This is a genomic window from Eudoraea chungangensis (assembly GCF_029360665.1).
GTDB classification, from domain to species: domain Bacteria; phylum Bacteroidota; class Bacteroidia; order Flavobacteriales; family Flavobacteriaceae; genus Eudoraea; species Eudoraea chungangensis.
Window position 1 is genome coordinate 957920 of the sequence record NZ_JARDUB010000001.1, and the last position, 15195, is coordinate 973114.

General features: G+C 35.2%; 16 protein-coding genes. 9 read left to right on the forward strand and 7 right to left on the reverse strand.

The genetic code is table 11. From position 1 onward, the window contains the following. Positions 1 to 73 precede the first annotated feature (73 nt). The 3 genes from PXG98_RS04245 to PXG98_RS04255 all read right to left on the reverse strand — a co-directional run bounded on the left by PXG98_RS04245 (position 74) and on the right by PXG98_RS04255 (position 1985). A complete protein-coding gene (locus tag PXG98_RS04245) occupies positions 74 to 733 on the reverse strand; it encodes an HD domain-containing protein (RefSeq protein ID WP_276389166.1) in 660 nt (219 codons plus the stop codon). Beyond that, positions 730 to 1467, reverse strand: a complete 738-nt coding sequence (locus PXG98_RS04250; RefSeq protein WP_276389167.1) for a lysophospholipid acyltransferase family protein — start codon at positions 1465 to 1467, stop codon at positions 730 to 732. The genes PXG98_RS04245 and PXG98_RS04250 overlap by 4 nt, the downstream gene beginning before the upstream one ends. A 104-nt stretch (positions 1468 to 1571) precedes the next feature. Next, positions 1572 to 1985: a BrxA/BrxB family bacilliredoxin gene (locus tag PXG98_RS04255; protein ID WP_276389168.1), complete on the reverse strand. Its 414-nt coding sequence runs from the start codon at positions 1983 to 1985 to the stop codon at positions 1572 to 1574. A 128-nt stretch (positions 1986 to 2113) separates the two neighbouring features. Here PXG98_RS04255 and PXG98_RS04260 point away from each other — a divergent pair, with 128 nt between their 5' ends. The 4 genes from PXG98_RS04260 (at position 2114) to PXG98_RS04275 (ending at position 5672) form a co-directional block, all read left to right on the forward strand. Beyond that, positions 2114 to 2845, forward strand: coding sequence for a tellurite resistance TerB family protein (locus tag PXG98_RS04260; protein ID WP_276389169.1), 732 nt, complete (start codon positions 2114 to 2116; stop codon positions 2843 to 2845). Between the two features lie 32 nt (positions 2846 to 2877). After that, entirely contained in the window at positions 2878 to 3462 is a 585-nt protein-coding gene (locus PXG98_RS04265; RefSeq protein ID WP_276389170.1) for a HupE/UreJ family protein, read from the forward strand. A 134-nt stretch (positions 3463 to 3596) separates the two neighbouring features. Continuing rightward, positions 3597 to 4034 carry a deoxycytidylate deaminase gene (locus tag PXG98_RS04270; RefSeq protein ID WP_276389171.1) on the forward strand — a complete coding sequence of 146 codons (438 nt, stop codon included), beginning with the start codon at positions 3597 to 3599 and terminating at the stop codon, positions 4032 to 4034. 15 nt (positions 4035 to 4049) lie between these two features. Further along, complete coding sequence (locus tag PXG98_RS04275) at positions 4050 to 5672, forward strand: S41 family peptidase (RefSeq protein ID WP_276389172.1); 1623 nt, start codon at positions 4050 to 4052, stop codon at positions 5670 to 5672. Here PXG98_RS04275 and PXG98_RS04280 read toward each other — a convergent pair. Further along, a complete protein-coding gene (locus tag PXG98_RS04280) occupies positions 5669 to 5872 on the reverse strand; it encodes a hypothetical protein (RefSeq protein ID WP_276389173.1) in 204 nt (67 codons plus the stop codon). The two genes, PXG98_RS04275 and PXG98_RS04280, sit on opposite strands and share 4 nt — an antisense overlap. 42 nt (positions 5873 to 5914) lie before the next feature. Next, a complete protein-coding gene (locus tag PXG98_RS04285; protein WP_276389174.1) occupies positions 5915 to 6490 on the reverse strand; it encodes a MarC family protein in 576 nt (191 codons plus the stop codon). Positions 6491 to 6615: 125 nt separating this feature from the next. On the opposite strand from PXG98_RS04285, the gene PXG98_RS04290 reads away from it, so the two are divergent. Continuing rightward, positions 6616 to 7191 carry a DUF3109 family protein gene (locus PXG98_RS04290; protein ID WP_276389258.1) on the forward strand — a complete coding sequence of 192 codons (576 nt, stop codon included), beginning with the start codon at positions 6616 to 6618 and terminating at the stop codon, positions 7189 to 7191. On the opposite strand, the gene PXG98_RS04295 is transcribed toward PXG98_RS04290, so the two are convergent. Next, positions 7181 to 9115: a tetratricopeptide repeat protein gene (locus tag PXG98_RS04295; protein ID WP_276389175.1), complete on the reverse strand. Its 1935-nt coding sequence runs from the start codon at positions 9113 to 9115 to the stop codon at positions 7181 to 7183. The two genes, PXG98_RS04290 and PXG98_RS04295, sit on opposite strands and share 11 nt — an antisense overlap. A 9-nt stretch (positions 9116 to 9124) precedes the next feature. After that, the gene (locus PXG98_RS04300; RefSeq protein WP_276389176.1) at positions 9125 to 9859 is read right to left on the reverse strand and encodes a LytR/AlgR family response regulator transcription factor; all 735 of its coding nucleotides are present in this window, start codon (positions 9857 to 9859) and stop codon (positions 9125 to 9127) included. 364 nt (positions 9860 to 10223) lie between these two features. Here PXG98_RS04300 and PXG98_RS04305 point away from each other — a divergent pair, with 364 nt between their 5' ends. The 4 genes from PXG98_RS04305 to PXG98_RS04320 all read left to right on the forward strand — a co-directional run bounded on the left by PXG98_RS04305 (position 10224) and on the right by PXG98_RS04320 (position 15150). Next, complete coding sequence (locus tag PXG98_RS04305) at positions 10224 to 10367, forward strand: hypothetical protein (RefSeq protein ID WP_276389177.1); 144 nt, start codon at positions 10224 to 10226, stop codon at positions 10365 to 10367. Between the two features lie 47 nt (positions 10368 to 10414). Beyond that, positions 10415 to 10963 (forward strand): hypothetical protein, encoded by a 549-nt coding sequence (locus PXG98_RS04310; RefSeq protein ID WP_276389178.1) that lies wholly within the window; start codon positions 10415 to 10417, stop codon positions 10961 to 10963. A gap of 629 nt (positions 10964 to 11592) precedes the next feature. Next, the gene (locus PXG98_RS04315; protein ID WP_276389179.1) at positions 11593 to 12579 is read left to right on the forward strand and encodes a ribonucleotide-diphosphate reductase subunit beta; all 987 of its coding nucleotides are present in this window, start codon (positions 11593 to 11595) and stop codon (positions 12577 to 12579) included. Positions 12580 to 12672: 93 nt separating this feature from the next. Continuing rightward, a complete protein-coding gene (locus PXG98_RS04320) occupies positions 12673 to 15150 on the forward strand; it encodes a ribonucleoside-diphosphate reductase subunit alpha (RefSeq protein ID WP_276389180.1) in 2478 nt (825 codons plus the stop codon). Positions 15151 to 15195: the final 45 nt, after the last annotated feature.

Sequence of the window (15195 nt, forward strand, 5' to 3'; positions counted from 1 at the left end):
AGGATTTTCGACTTTAACAAGCCTTGAAAATACAAAAAACTATTTCATCTTTTACGTCGGTTATATCGATTTCTTATTTAATTCCCTTCCATTCCTTATAGAATTGTTCTAAAAATTCGCGCATAAACAAATCTCGTTCCTGTGCAATTCTTTTTCCAAAAGAAGTATTCATTCCTTCCTTCACAAGTAATAGCTTTTCATAAAAGTGATTAATGGTCGGTGCGGTAGAATTCTTATACTCTTCTTTTGTCATTTCCAGGTTTGGCTTAATGGAGGGGTCATAGATTTCTCGATTTTTAAAGCCACCAAAACTAAAGGCTCTTGCAATGCCAATAGCGCCAATAGCGTCTAATCTGTCCGCATCTTGTACGATGTCTAATTCTAAAGAGTTAAAAGTAGAAGAAGTGGTATCTAGGGTGTTTTTAAAGGAAATATGTTTTACAATATTTACAATATGTTCTGAAATCTCCCTGTGGAGATTTAATGTCATTAAAAATTCTCTTGTACGGGAAGGGCCAATAGATTCATTGCCATTATGAAATTTGGAATCGCCAATATCATGTAAAAGCGAAGCTAATTCCACTACAAATGTATCCGCATTTTCATGTTTAGCTATTTGTAAGGCGTTAGCTCGAACTCGATCTATATGAAACCAATTATGGCCACTTTCTGTATTGTTAAGCGAATTTTTTACAAACGTTTCTGTTTGGGTTATAAGTTCCTTATGTTTCATGAGAAAGACGTCACTCCTTGTACAATTTCTTCTTCAACTTTAGCGATAACCGCTTCTATATTATTATTGTTTTCAATTGGTTTATGCACATCTAGTGTTATATGTGAACCCACACCATATGGGAATTTTCCATAGCGCAACATTTTCCAAGAATTATTAATACTGATTGGAACTATTAGCGCTGAAGGCGCTTTTTTAAGCAAAATTTTTAGACCTGTGGTTTGAAATTTTTTGGGATGCCCGTTTCTGCTTCTTGTCCCTTCAGGAAAAATAACAGCACTTCTAGAAGTTTTTTCGATGTATTTTCCCAGTTTTGCGATTTCTGTCAGGGCTTGTTTGCCATCTTTCCTGTCAATTAAAACAGAGCCCCCATGCCGGAGGTTATAAGAAACACTAGGGATTCCCTTACCCAGTTCAATTTTACTGACGAATTTCGGATGGTAATCTCTCATATACCAGATTATTGGCGGGATATCATTCATACTTTGGTGATTGGCTACAATAATCAATGGTCTGTCTTTTGGAATTTCATAAGGATTTCGAAAACTATAGTAGGTGCCCAAAATGTGCGTGCATCTTAAAAGTGAAAGATTTAAAATACTTACACTTTTTTTATGTGCTTCGTATCCAAACCAATTAAAACAAATCCATTGAATAGGATGAAAGAGCAATAAGACTGCTCCAAAAAAAAAGAAGTACAGTAGGGTTAGTGGATAGGCTATAAGCTTTTGCATAGAACAAAAATATAAAACCGTTCTAAATAGAACGGTTTTAATAGGTAATTCCGAAAATTTGTATTTTCAACTGGTGGCCTTAACCATCAGGAGAATGATTTAGCCTATGAACAAAACTCTTCGTAAGCTTCTTTTAAATTATCCGCAATCATATCGGCAGGTCTTCCCTCAATATGATGCCTTTCGATCATATGTACTAATTCTCCGTCCTTAAATAAGGCCATACTTGGAGATGAAGGAGGAAAAGGAACCATTAAATTCCTGGCGGCATTAACTGCTTCTGTATCTACCCCTGCAAAAACAGTAACTAAGTGATCTGGTTTTTTGGGATTGCTAAGACTAATTTTTGCAGCTGGTCTGGCATTAGCCGCAGCGCAGCCGCAAACTGAATTAACTACTACCAATGTAGTTCCTTCTTGATTAATTGCTTTTTCTACTGCTTCGGCTGTATATAATTCCTCAAAACCGGCTACAGATAGGTCCGCTCTCATAGGCTTTACTAATTCTTCTGGATACATATGCTATTTTTTTAAAAATGAATGATGCAAAGATAAGGAATTTGAAGTATTTAACTTGAAAACTATGGTCATTGCAAAATAGCAGTTCTTCTGATTATTCTATATTTGCCCATATATTTTTTATAGATATGTTAAGATGGGTTGCAGCTATATTGGGTTACTTCATTTTTCGCCTTCCGGGGGCTATAATAGGCTTTTTGGTTGGGAGTTTTATTGATAATACTTACGGGGGTAATAAAGGACGTAGTGTTTTTCAGGATTTTTCAAGACAGCAAGTTTCACCTGCAGATTTTGAATTAAATCTTCTTTCACTATGTTCTATTGTCATTAAAGCTGATGGACAGGTTAGTCAGAGAGAGCTAGATTATGTACGTCAGTATTTCGTTAGTACTTATGGCAAAGAAAAGGCCAATGCTATTTTCAGAACCTTTAATGAGGTTATAAAGAATAGAGAGATTTCAGCACAGAAAATATGTTCTTACTTAAACCAGAGAACTAGGTATGAAGTTCGACTCCAATTGTTACATTTTCTTTTTGGAATTGTACAAGCAGATGGGGCTATAAGACCTGCAGAAATAGAAAAAATAAGAGAAATTGCAAGGTATCTCAAAGTTGGAACTTATGATTTTGAAAGTATTAAGGCCATGTTCGTCAAAGCTGCAGATAATGCCTATAAAATTCTTGAAATAGATAAAAATTCTTCGGATGCCGAGGTTAAATCGGCATATCGAAAAATGGCAAAAAAATACCATCCAGATAAAGTAGTTACAAAGGATGAAGCCATAAAAAGAGGAGCGGAAGAAAAGTTTAAAGAAGTACAAAAAGCCTACGAACATATCCAGGCAGAACGCGGTATTTAGGCCTAAAGTTAGATTATAAGAAGGACACAGATATGTACGATTTTATTTTTTATTGTAATCTTGGACTGCAGCATGTGTTAGACTTAAACGCCTACGATCATTTGCTCTTTCTTACAGCACTTGCCATTCCATTCAGCTTTAAGGAATGGAAAAAAGTATTTATACTGGTAAGTATATTTACTATTGCACATTGCACCTCACTGGCTCTTGCAGGTATAGGTTTTCTGCAAGCAAACGTAGAAATAGTAGAATTCTTAATTCCAATAACAATAGTTTTTACGGCGCTTTTTAATTTATATTGGATAAACGGGACCCGACGAGAATCAAGAAGTCACTTTCTGGAATTTAGCACCCTTATTTTTGGATTAGTTCATGGACTGGGATTTTCGAATTATTTTAAAATGATAGTCGCAGGAGAAGATACAATTCTCAGGCCGCTAATTGCCTTTGCCTCCGGGATAGAATTAGCCCAGCTCCTTATTATTCTGATAGTATTGGGGCTGTCTTCTGCCATTAGTTCTCTTTTTGGTGTTAACTACTATCATCGTACTTCCGGTGTTTTAATATTAGTCGTATTAATGACAATACCACTGTTGTATCAGACTTGGCCCTTTTAAGGTATCTTTATAAGATAACCCAGCTCAGGGCAGAACAACGGTTTTAATTAAATATTAACCGTTAATGGTTGTAATGAAATTATAAAGCAAGTATCTTAGTATTTCAACTTTTTTCCAAAAGGGACATTATTTAAGTGAAGAAAATTAAACAAAAAAAATACGACAAGGCCTATCTTAGAATGGCATATGAATGGGGAAAGCTCTCTTATTGCAAAAGAAAACAAGTAGGGGCAATAGTGGTAAAGGATAGAATGATTATCTCCGATGGATATAATGGAACACCAACTGGATTTGAGAATTTCTGTGAAGATGATGAAGGGTATACCAAGTGGTATGTATTGCATGCCGAGGCTAATGCTCTCTCAAAAGTGGCATCATCGACACAGTCATGCAAAGGCGCAACCCTTTACATTACCTTATCGCCTTGCAGGGAATGTAGTAAGTTAATTCATCAGTCTGGAATAGAACGAGTGGTATATAAACAAGCTTATAAGGACACTTCCGGATTGGAGTTTTTAGAAAAAGCAGGAGTTAAATTGACCCATATTCCTATGATTGAAGAGGAAGACTAGAGTAGTGAAATTATTATGAAAAAGCAATATTACATATGGCCCACTGTTATTGCACTGGCCTTGTCTGTGGGAATTTTGGTCGGAGGTAAGTTACATTTTAATGACTCGCCTGAGAAGCTCTTTACAACCAATTCTAAGAAGGATAAATTAAACAGATTAATTGACTACATAGATTACGAATATGTCGATGACATTAATACCGATAGTATAGTTGACGTTACGGTGAATAACATTCTAGATAAATTAGACCCTCATTCTGTATATATTCCCAAGGAAGATATGACCAGAGTCACCGAGAATATGAAAGGAGATTTTGTGGGGATTGGGGTTAATTTCTATATGTATAGAGATACTATCACTGTAATTCGGACGGTTGAAAATGGTCCTAGTGCTAAAAAAGGATTAAAACCCGGAGATAGGATTTTAATGGCAGACGAGGATACCTTGTATGGAAAAAGACTGTCTAGCAATCTGATCGTAGATCGTCTTAAAGGGATTAACGGGTCATCGGTAGAACTAAAAGTGTACAGAAAGTCTGAAGAGAAAACTTTTGAAGTAGAAATAGATAGAGATAGGATTCCTATTAAAAGTGTTCAGTCTTATTATATGTTGACTCCGGATATGGGATATATCGAAATTAATAGATTTGCCGAGTCAACCTATAGAGAATTTGGAGAGGCTTTGAAAAGTTTACAACAGCAGGGAGCTAAGAAACTTACGCTAGACCTTAGAGACAATCCTGGCGGGTATTTATGGATAGCAGAACAATTGGCCGACGAATTTATTGAAGATGGAAAGCTTATTCTTTTCACTAAGAACAAAAAAGGTGAGACCCAGAAAACCTTTGCTACCAACAGAGGAAGTTTTGAGAATAAGCCGGTATACGTTTTAATTAATGAACGATCTGCTTCAGCTAGTGAAATTATTGCGGGTTCCTTACAAGATAATGATATAGGAACAATCGTGGGTCGAAGGTCTTTTGGCAAAGGCCTGGTGCAAAGAGAAATGGAATTAGGCGATGGCTCTGCCGTAAGATTAACGGTATCTAGATATTATACCCCCACCGGACGTTCTATACAAAGGACATATAAGAACGGAAACGACGATTATTATCAAAGATTCACAGAGCGTTTTAGCAATGGGGAATTGGTATCCGTTGATAGTATTAAGGTAGCGGATTCTTTAAAGTTTCTAACACCAAAAGGTAAAGTTGTGTATGGTGGAGGGGGTATTATTCCAGATGTTTTCGTGCCCATTGGCACAAATGAAGAGGAAGCTGTAGAAAGCTTAGACAACTTAGGATTTATTTCACGGTTTATTTTTGAACATCTAGAAGAAGATAGGACGCAGTATTCGAATATCGGAGAAAACCAGTTTTTAACAGAATTTGTCGTAGATGATATTCTTTTTGAAAAATTTATTGACTACTCGATTGATCGAGGTGTTAAGCTAAATTATTATGATTTCGAGGCTAAAATTAAGCTGTATTTAAAAGGTGCCTTAGCAGAACAATTATTTACGGCTAACCTTGGAGCGCAAATTAAATCAACGTCGGACAATATGTTGCAAAAGGTCAAAGAATTGGATCAACCAACAATTCAGCAGACCGAAAGGGGTTTAATAGAAAGCTCTAATTAATTGTCTTTGATTTTGTTTTGGATCTTTTTCGAGGTCCAAAAAATAAGCAGCAAGATTATCGCGCAAAGGGACACAACTATGCCAATTACGGCTACGGTGCTGTCACCTTCAAAGGGATTGGAATAATCCACTAAAGATGCATTGTATATTATTAATCCAAGGGCAATAACTATCAAAACGATCATTAATACTTTGTTCATCGGACAGCGGGTTTTAGGTTAATGTTGTTTCTCATAATTTAACTACTGAAAAAGCTCATTTATATTGGAGGTAAAAAGCTTTACAGCAATAGCCATTAAAATAACACCAAACACTTTTCTAATTATATTGATGCCATTTTTTCCAAGAAAACGTTCAATTATTTTCGAAGACTTAAGTACAATATAGACAAAAATTGTATTCAGTATTATGGCAATTATTATATTTTCTACATGGAATTCTGCGCGCAGAGCAAGTAGGGCTGTCATGGTTCCCGCACCGGCAATCAATGGGAACGCAATAGGCACAATAGAAGCACTCTCCGGGACATCATCTCTGTATAAAGCTATCCCCAATATCATTTCAAGAGCCAAGAAAAAAATTACAAATGCACCGGCTACAGCGAAAGAATTAACGTCAATACCAATTAGTTTAAGAATTTCTTCTCCTATAAATAGAAAGGCAATCATAATACAACTAGCAACAATTGTTGCCTTTTCGGATTGTATATGACCAACCTTATTTCTCAAACTAATTATTATCGGAATACTTCCAATAATATCAATTACTGCAAAAAGAATCATCGTTGCAGAGGCTATTTCCCGTAAGTTTAAATTCATCTCTTAAATTTTATAAAAATGAAGTTGGCAAATGTACGATATAGATCAAGTTTTGGATGCCTTAAAGTTTATTTTTTAATGAATAATGCGCCAAAGAATTATCTTTGACCAAAGAAGAATACAGTATGTTTAATTTAGAAAACACTATAGTTTCCGAAGAGATATTGGATAATGAATTTGTATGCAATTTAGATGCTTGTAAAGGCGCCTGTTGTATAGATGGAGATGCCGGAGCTCCTTTGGAGGAATCCGAGACTGAAATCTTAGTGGATATTTATGCAAGGGTAAAACCGTATTTACGGGAAGAAGGAGTAAAAGTAATAGAGAGCGAAGGCGCCTTTGTAAAAGGAGATGATGGAGAATGGGAAACACCACTAATTAACAAAGAAGAATGCGCATATGTCATATATTCCGAAAAGGGAATTGCCAAGTGTGGAATAGAAGAGGCCTATAATCAGGGAGCTATTCAATGGAAAAAGCCACTTTCTTGTCATTTATACCCTGTAAGAATAAAAGAATATAAATCCTTTACCGCGGTAAATTATCATAAATGGCAAATCTGTGATGCGGCCTGTACACTAGGAATGGAATTAAGTGTTCCAATTTACGTTTTTGTAAAAGATGCTTTGATAAGAAAATTTGGAAGTTCTTGGTATGCCGAATTGGAGTCTGTAGCTAAAAAAAAGAAGGCTAAAGAGTAGGAATATGTAGAATTACTTTAGTTCCAGAAGCCCTGCCTTTTTCATCAAACAGATCTATTATTTCTATGTTGAACTTATTTTGATAGTCTCTTGAAAAATTCGATAGACGTTCTTTGGTTATTTCTATACCTATTGATTTTCGTTTAAGTACCTTATTCTCTTTTAGTTTTTCTGCCATATCTCTTCCAACACCATTGTCGATAATAGAGATCATTATATATTCTCTTTTTTCTTTTGTAACATGTACCAAAATGCTTTTTTCCCCCTCTTTTGAAGATAGTCCATGCCAAAGAGCATTCTCCAAAAAAGGTTGTAAAATGAGGGAAGGAATTTTAATTAGATGTGGGTCTACTTCCGGTTCTATCGCCACTTTGAATTCAATTTCATTGGAAAATCTAATATTTTCTATATTCATATATAATTCTGCCGTTTCTAATTCCTCTGCCAGTAATATTTCCTTTAGTGATGAAGCTTCTAATATTTTTCGAACCAGTTTAGAAAATTTATTCAGATAGTGAACGGCATTCTTTTTTTCGTTGTTAATGATATATAGTTTTATTGAGTTTAGGGAATTAAAAAGGAAGTGAGGATTCATCTGACTTCTCAGCATGCTCTGTTCTAAGGTGAGCATCTTTTTATCACTCTTTAATTGGTATTGTCTATATAAAATATAAAGAATCAGTGTAAACAATGCCAATAGTAGGCCACCAACCAAAAGATAATTCTTATTTCTCCTCAGCTTTAAATTGATGATTTCATTTTCTTTGGCTAAAACTTCAATCTGGTTATTTTTCTTATCCGTTGCGTATTTAACAATCACATCGCTTACATAATTAAGATTTAAGTCGCTGGTAACCTTTTGCGTAAATTTTTCTGCTTCCTTGTAGTGAAATAACGATTTTTGATAGCTGCCAGTCTTCGTATATAGTTCCGATAAGAGCTTGTTACTACTAGACATATAATTGATAAAGTGATTTTCCTGCGCTATTTTCAATCCTTTTTTGAGGTTTATCTCGGCTTCTCTAAAGTCATTATTCTCCATGTAAGCCCATCCTTTGGAGATTAGCACTGCCGTAATTAGTTCTTTTTCCCCGGAATCCATAACCGTAATCAATAAAGGATCTAGAATTGCCATTGCCATTTTTAAATCGCCTTCGATAATATAAATTTGGGCAATACTATTTTTACAATTTGCTTCTTCGTCTTCTGCACCAATTTCCTCATAAATGGCCAGGGCAGTTCTATAACTTTCTAAAGCTTTGGTCAACTTTTTTTGCGCCTCCAAGCACTCTCCAATACTTTGGTAGTTAAAGGCCATTCCTATTTTGTTATTGAGTTCTGTTTCTAGATAGAGAGCACTTGTAAATTGCTCAAGGGCTAAGTCGTATTGTTCTAAGTTTTTATAGATGGTACCTATGCTGTTTAAAGCTACATTAATGTTTTTTTTTGTTTCTAAAGATGGGTTTTCTATACTTTCAGCAAGCTCCAAGGCCTCTTGGTGATAGTCTAAGGCGGTTTTAATGGCATCACCACTTCTGTAACTAATGCCAAGCTTATTTAGACTTATAATTTTTAACTCCAGGTTATTTTCTTTTATAGAGTAGTCTAGTGCTTTTTGGTGGTTATCGATGGCTTCTACATAATTCAACATATTGTTATATACTGTGCCCTTTTGGTTAAAGGCATAACTAAGTCCTGCGTAATAGTCTTGGTCTAATGCCTTCTTTATAAAATAGGTTATGGCGAGCGTATCTAGACTTTGAGGGCCGAGTACTTTGTCTATTTCAACATAAGAAATTGGTTTATTTTCAAGAAGACTGTCTATGGAGGCTTTAAGCGAATTGGGAAGTGTTTGCCCACTTAATAGGGCTAAATCAATAAAAACAAATACAATAATAATTATTCGTAGTCTAAAAAACTTCATAGAAAGGTGTTAAAGCATATCCAAGAAATCTGACTTTTTTTGTCGGGATACAGGTATTTTGTGATTGGACTGTAGTACAACATACCCGTCTGTTTTTAGGAATTCTTTAATCTTACTAAGATTAATAATATAGGAGTTGTGAATTCTATAAAAAGTTGATGAAGGAAGCAACTCGTTAACTTCTTTTAATTTCTTGGTAAGCACAATTTTTTGACCATCTTCTAAAAAAATTGTGGAATAATTCCCGTCGGAGGCTGCGTATAGTATTTGTTCACTTTTAAGGAATATTAGCTTGCCATCGGTGCTTACCGTGATCTTTTTGTCCTTGTCGGTAGCATTAAATTCTTTAAGTATTTTTTCAAAGCGCTCTGCTGTAAAACTTTTGGCATTAAACTTTTTAATTTTAACAATAGTCTCCATTAAATCATCCGTATCAATAGGTTTTAGCAAATAGTCAATGGCCTCATTTTTTAAGGCTTTAATGGCGTATTGATTGTAGGCTGTGGTGATTACAACGGGAAAATTCTTGTTTTCAAGTTTTTGTATGAATTGAAACCCGTCCATGGTAGGCATTTCAATGTCTAGAAACAAACAGTCGGGAGTATTTTTTTTTAAGTAGTCAAGGGCTTCAAAGGGATTGGTAAAGGAGGCAACCACGCTTATTTCATCGCTAAAATTAGTCAACTCCCAGGAAAGGCTTTGGAGTGCATTTTTTTCATCATCTACTAATACAGCATCTATCATTTGTCCTTTTAAATATGGATATAAGTTACAAAATTAGATATTATGAAGAAGGCTTCTGTGGAAAGATGTATAAACAGATTAAAAGTGAGTATAATTGGGATAATATTCTTTAAAACTGACATCTTATAGAGGTTTTTTGTAGATGATAGTGTTTTTTGTAGTTGTAAGGCATGCCTACAATATATTTAAGGTATAATGAGAACAAGCGAGCTAGATGTTTCGCTAGATTTATTGCAATTTCTTGAGCTGCAAACTATACATTTTTCGATACCATTTGTACAAATCAATATTGTACCCGATATAATCAATTTAACTTGGTCCTCGATAATGCTGTTAATGCGGTTGCACAATTAAATATTAAATCATGAAAAAGTGCATTATTTTTTTTCTACTCTTTGTTATTGTTTTGGTGCTTGCGGTTTTCACTGAAAAAGCTCAAACCCAGATAGAAGTAAATGACGTAGTATTAAAAGAAAATAACATCAATAATTTAATGGCAGAAGAATAAAGACAATAGTCTTTAAATAAACTAAGAAATAACCTAAATCGTCCTCCATGCCTCATTTCTTTATCAAGTCTATAAAGGTTGCAGTACTTTTAATGCTCCCATTATTTTATGGTTCTACCTTGCACAATTCTGCCACGGAAACTTTAAATTCTAATGAAGGGGCTTATCTATTAAAGACAAAAGGGGAGAAAGAAATAAATCTTCAGGGGGTTGTAACTTTTGATTCATCCATCGAAGTGGGTATTCATGGAGAGAAGTACGCCATACTTAAATTAAATCTTTCAGACACAAAATCCATAAATGGGCATTCATTTGGATTCTTAATTTCACGCCCTATTCTTAGCGCAAAGCTTATCGGAATAGGAGACTATAAAATAACTTCTAACATCAATGGTTTTCTGGATTACTTTGAGGGAGTCTTTGGTTTTGCAAACGTTAATGCTTTTGGAGAAACGCCGTATTTTGCTAAATCGGGATCTATTTCAATTGATAATATTGAACAATCTAGAATTAAAGGTTATTTAAACATTGCTTTTGAAAACAGCAATGGAGAAGTTATGTCGGTTAGCGGAAAATTTGATGCAGCTCGAAAATGATGTTTATTTCCCAGAACTTTTTTTAACAGTTTTTTGAAAACACTAAATTTAGATTGTATATTGACCGTTCTAAAAATATTGTCAAACATTGTGTACGACTCAGACTGAGGTATTTATGAATTTAAATGGCGAGGTCGTAGGTGAAATTATTGATTGGAAAGCCATTTCAAATGAGTTGGTTGAATATGTATGAAATTAGGTTTCGGGGGAACTACCTAAGTCAGCATTGCCAAGAGATAGTTTAATTAACACCTGCCGAGTCGTACCGTTTGATAAATCTCCTTTCTTTCTTCTTTTTCTATTTAAAATTAAAATGTTTGGGTTTCTCAATCCTTATAAGGATGATTAGGGCTTAGACTAATACGTAGTATTTATAAACCAAAAAGTATAATAAAAACATACTTTTTGGTTTTATTTTTATTGTTTAAGCGGGTAATGAAATTTATCAAATGAATAGATTTCCGCGAGAGCAGCAAATACCTAAGACCAAGTTAGATTTCAACATAGTGTGTTAAAAACTTTGGGACGATATTGCTAAAACAACCTTTAGAAATTGACAACATTTTTCAATCTTTGTTAACCCAACTCTTAGGAAATTTTTCCCTTCACAATTATTAAATTAAATAACTATGTCCGTAGCCGTAGAGCCAATTTTAGAACCAAATGACGACCGTTTTGTAATTTTTCCTATTCAACATCATGATTTGTGGGAATGGTATAAAAAGTGCGAAGCCTGTTTTTGGACAGCCGAGGAAATTGATTTACACCAAGATCTTACAGATTGGGCTACTAAATTGAGCCAAGATGAGCAATACTTTATTAAACATATCTTGGCCTTCTTTGCAGCTTCTGATGGTATTGTTAATGAGAATTTAGCAGAAAATTTTGTAAATGAAGTACAGTATTCGGAAGCTAAATTCTTTTACGGATTTCAAATAATGATGGAGAATATTCATTCTGAAACCTATTCTCTATTAATAGACACTTATGTAAAGGACGAAAAGGAAAAGGCGATACTTTTTAATGCCATTGAAAATTTTCCAGCTATCAAGAAAAAAGCAGACTGGGCATTAAAATGGATAGAATCTCCAAGCTTTGCGGAAAGATTAATTGCTTTTGCTGCGGTAGAAGGTATATTCTTTTCTGGAGCTTTTTGTTCTATTTTTTGGTTGAAAAAAAGAGGTTTAATGCCAGGACTTACTTTCTCCAATGAATTAATTTCTAGAGATGAAGGAATGCATTGTGACTATGCCGTTCACCTGCATAACAAACACTTAATAAATAAAGTTCCAAAAGAGCGAATTACAGCAATTTTGGTAGACGCTTTGAATATAGAAAGAGAGTTTATTACAGAATCTCTTCCTGTTAGTCTAATTGGGATGAACGCGAAATTAATGACACAGTATCTGGAATTTGTAACAGATAGGTTACTAGTAGAGTTAGAATGTGAAAAAGTCTATAATTCTACAAATCCTTTTGATTTCATGGATATGATCTCCCTACAAGGAAAAACTAATTTCTTTGAAAAAAGAGTATCTGAATATCAAAAAGCCGGAGTATTAAATAAAGATAAGGACGTAGATTCTCAAAAAATTAGCTTTGATTCTGACTTTTAGATAACAGCTGATCCAGAAAGAATATCATAATGTCTCCATTATAATAGGAGATAAACTAAATAACCAACAAAATTTAAAAACACAAAGAAACTTATGTATGTAGTTAAAAGAGACGGAAGAAAAGAGCCGATGATGTTCGACAAAATCACGGCGAGAGTACGAAAATTATGTTATGGCTTAAATGATCTTGTAGATCCGGTTAAGGTGGCAATGCGAGTAATTGAAGGTCTTTATGATGGTGTTACCACTTCCGAACTTGATAACTTAGCGGCAGAGATAGCGGCCACTTTAACTACAGCTCACCCCGATTACGCTAAACTAGCAGCACGGATATCTGTTTCTAACCTACATAAAAACACAAAAAAGTCTTTTTCTGACACGATGAGGGATTTGCATGAGTATGTGAATCCGAGAACCGGTAAAAAGGCGCCTCTATTATCCGATGAAGTCTTTGCGGTTATTAAGGAAAATGCGGAGGTTTTAGACTCTACTATCATATACAATAGGGATTTTGGATATGACTATTTTGGTTTTAAAACTTTAGAGAGATCTTATCTGTTAAAATTGAATGGTAATATAGCAGAGAGACCGCAGCATATGCTGATGCGAGTAGCGGTTGGAATACATTTAAATGATATAGATGCTGCTATAGAAACCTATGAGCTAATGTCTAAGAAGTATTTCACTCATGCTACTCCCACCCTATTTAACTCCGGGACTCCTAAACCTCAGATGTCTTCTTGTTTTCTTTTAGCAACAAAAGATGATAGTATTGATGGGATTTATGATACCCTAAAACAAACAGCAAAAATCTCACAGTCTGCAGGCGGAATAGGCCTGTCTATTCATAATGTACGTGCAACGGGTTCTTACATCGCAGGTACGAATGGTACTTCCAATGGGATTGTTCCAATGCTAAAAGTTTTTAATGATACTGCGAGATATGTAGATCAAGGTGGGGGTAAAAGGAAGGGTAGTTTCGCTATATACGTGGAGCCCTGGCATGCCGATATATTTGACTTCCTAGACTTGAAAAAAAACCACGGCAAAGAAGAAATGAGGGCGAGAGACCTGTTTTATGCGATGTGGATTCCGGATCTTTTTATGAAAAGAGTAGAGGCCGATGCTAACTGGACTCTTATGTGTCCTAACGAATGTACAGGTCTATTTACTACACATAGTGAAGAATTTGAAAAGAAGTATGTAGCATACGAGGAAGCTGGCAAGGGAAGGAAGACTATTAGAGCAAGAGAATTATGGGAAAAAATCCTAGAATCTCAAATAGAAACTGGCACGCCATATATGCTGTATAAAGATGCTGCAAACCGCAAAAGCAATCAAAAGAATTTAGGGACAATACGTTCTTCTAACCTTTGTACAGAAATCCTGGAATATACGTCACCGGATGAAGTAGCCGTATGTAATTTGGCCTCGATAGCGCTTCCGATGTTTGTTAAAAATGGAGAATTTGATCACAAGGAACTTTTTAGAGTAACCAAACGGGTAACGAAAAATTTAAACAGGGTAATTGATAGAAACTATTACCCAGTAAAGGAGGCCGAAAATTCTAATATGCGCCATAGGCCAATTGGTCTTGGGGTTCAAGGATTGGCAGACGCCTTTATTTTGATGCGACTACCTTTTACTTCAGATGAAGCCAAAACCATAAATCAAGATATCTTCGAGACCTTGTACTATGCAGCTGTAACCGCCTCTATGGAACTTGCTAAAGAAGAAGGGGCATATTCATCTTATGAAGGCTCTCCAATTTCAAAAGGAGATTTTCAACATAATTTATGGGGCATTAAGGATGAGGAGTTATCCGGAAGATGGGATTGGTCTAAGCTAAGAAAGAAAGTAGAAAAATTTGGAGTTAGAAATTCATTATTGGTAGCCCCAATGCCAACGGCGTCTACTTCTCAGATTTTGGGGAATAATGAGTGCTTTGAACCTTATACTTCCAATATTTATACTCGAAGAGTTTTATCCGGAGAATTTATTGTTGTTAACAAACATTTACTGGAGGATTTAGTCAAATTAGGGCTCTGGAATGAAAGTTTAAAACAAGAATTGATGAGAGCTAATGGTTCTATTCAACATATTGATATTATTCCTGAGGAGATAAAAGAACTTTATAAAACGGTCTGGGAGCTAAGTATGAAGGACATTATTGATATGTCTAGACAGCGTGGTTATTTTATCGATCAAAGTCAGTCACTTAATCTGTTTATGGAGAATGCGAATTATGGAAAACTAACGTCAATGCATTTCTATGCCTGGAAAAGTGGCTTAAAAACTGGAATGTACTACTTACGAACAAAAGCGGCAGTTGATGCAATTAAATTTACCTTAGATAATACAAAGAAAAAGGAGGTTCCTATCAGTGTAGCCGCAGAAGCGGAGGTTGCGGCGGCAAGCCCTGAGGCAGTGGTGGCTATGCCCGTAGAAACAACACCTGTAAAACAGGAAGAGGCAAATGTAGAGCCAATGACTGCGGCTGAGATGAAAGAGCTAATAGAAAGAGCTAAAGAAGGACAGGCAGACGATGATTGTCTAATGTGTGGTTCTTAAACGTAAACTATACCTACATGCTATGACTTACTTATGAAGTTTCTG

Coding starts and splice junctions, on each gene's coding strand:
- PXG98_RS04245 (WP_276389166.1), bottom strand. CDS start 733: ATGAAACATAAGGAACTTATAACCCAAACAGAAACGTTTGTAAAAAAT.
- PXG98_RS04250 (WP_276389167.1), bottom strand. CDS start 1,467: ATGCAAAAGCTTATAGCCTATCCACTAACCCTACTGTACTTCTTTTTT.
- PXG98_RS04255 (WP_276389168.1), bottom strand. CDS start 1,985: ATGTATCCAGAAGAATTAGTAAAGCCTATGAGAGCGGACCTATCTGTA.
- PXG98_RS04260 (WP_276389169.1), top strand. CDS start 2,114: ATGTTAAGATGGGTTGCAGCTATATTGGGTTACTTCATTTTTCGCCTT.
- PXG98_RS04265 (WP_276389170.1), top strand. CDS start 2,878: ATGTACGATTTTATTTTTTATTGTAATCTTGGACTGCAGCATGTGTTA.
- PXG98_RS04275 (WP_276389172.1), top strand. CDS start 4,050: ATGAAAAAGCAATATTACATATGGCCCACTGTTATTGCACTGGCCTTG.
- PXG98_RS04280 (WP_276389173.1), bottom strand. CDS start 5,872: ATGAACAAAGTATTAATGATCGTTTTGATAGTTATTGCCCTTGGATTA.
- PXG98_RS04285 (WP_276389174.1), bottom strand. CDS start 6,490: ATGAATTTAAACTTACGGGAAATAGCCTCTGCAACGATGATTCTTTTT.
- PXG98_RS04290 (WP_276389258.1), top strand. CDS start 6,616: ATGTTTAATTTAGAAAACACTATAGTTTCCGAAGAGATATTGGATAAT.
- PXG98_RS04295 (WP_276389175.1), bottom strand. CDS start 9,115: ATGAAGTTTTTTAGACTACGAATAATTATTATTGTATTTGTTTTTATT.
- PXG98_RS04300 (WP_276389176.1), bottom strand. CDS start 9,859: ATGATAGATGCTGTATTAGTAGATGATGAAAAAAATGCACTCCAAAGC.
- PXG98_RS04305 (WP_276389177.1), top strand. CDS start 10,224: ATGAAAAAGTGCATTATTTTTTTTCTACTCTTTGTTATTGTTTTGGTG.
- PXG98_RS04310 (WP_276389178.1), top strand. CDS start 10,415: ATGCCTCATTTCTTTATCAAGTCTATAAAGGTTGCAGTACTTTTAATG.
- PXG98_RS04315 (WP_276389179.1), top strand. CDS start 11,593: ATGTCCGTAGCCGTAGAGCCAATTTTAGAACCAAATGACGACCGTTTT.
- PXG98_RS04320 (WP_276389180.1), top strand. CDS start 12,673: ATGTATGTAGTTAAAAGAGACGGAAGAAAAGAGCCGATGATGTTCGAC.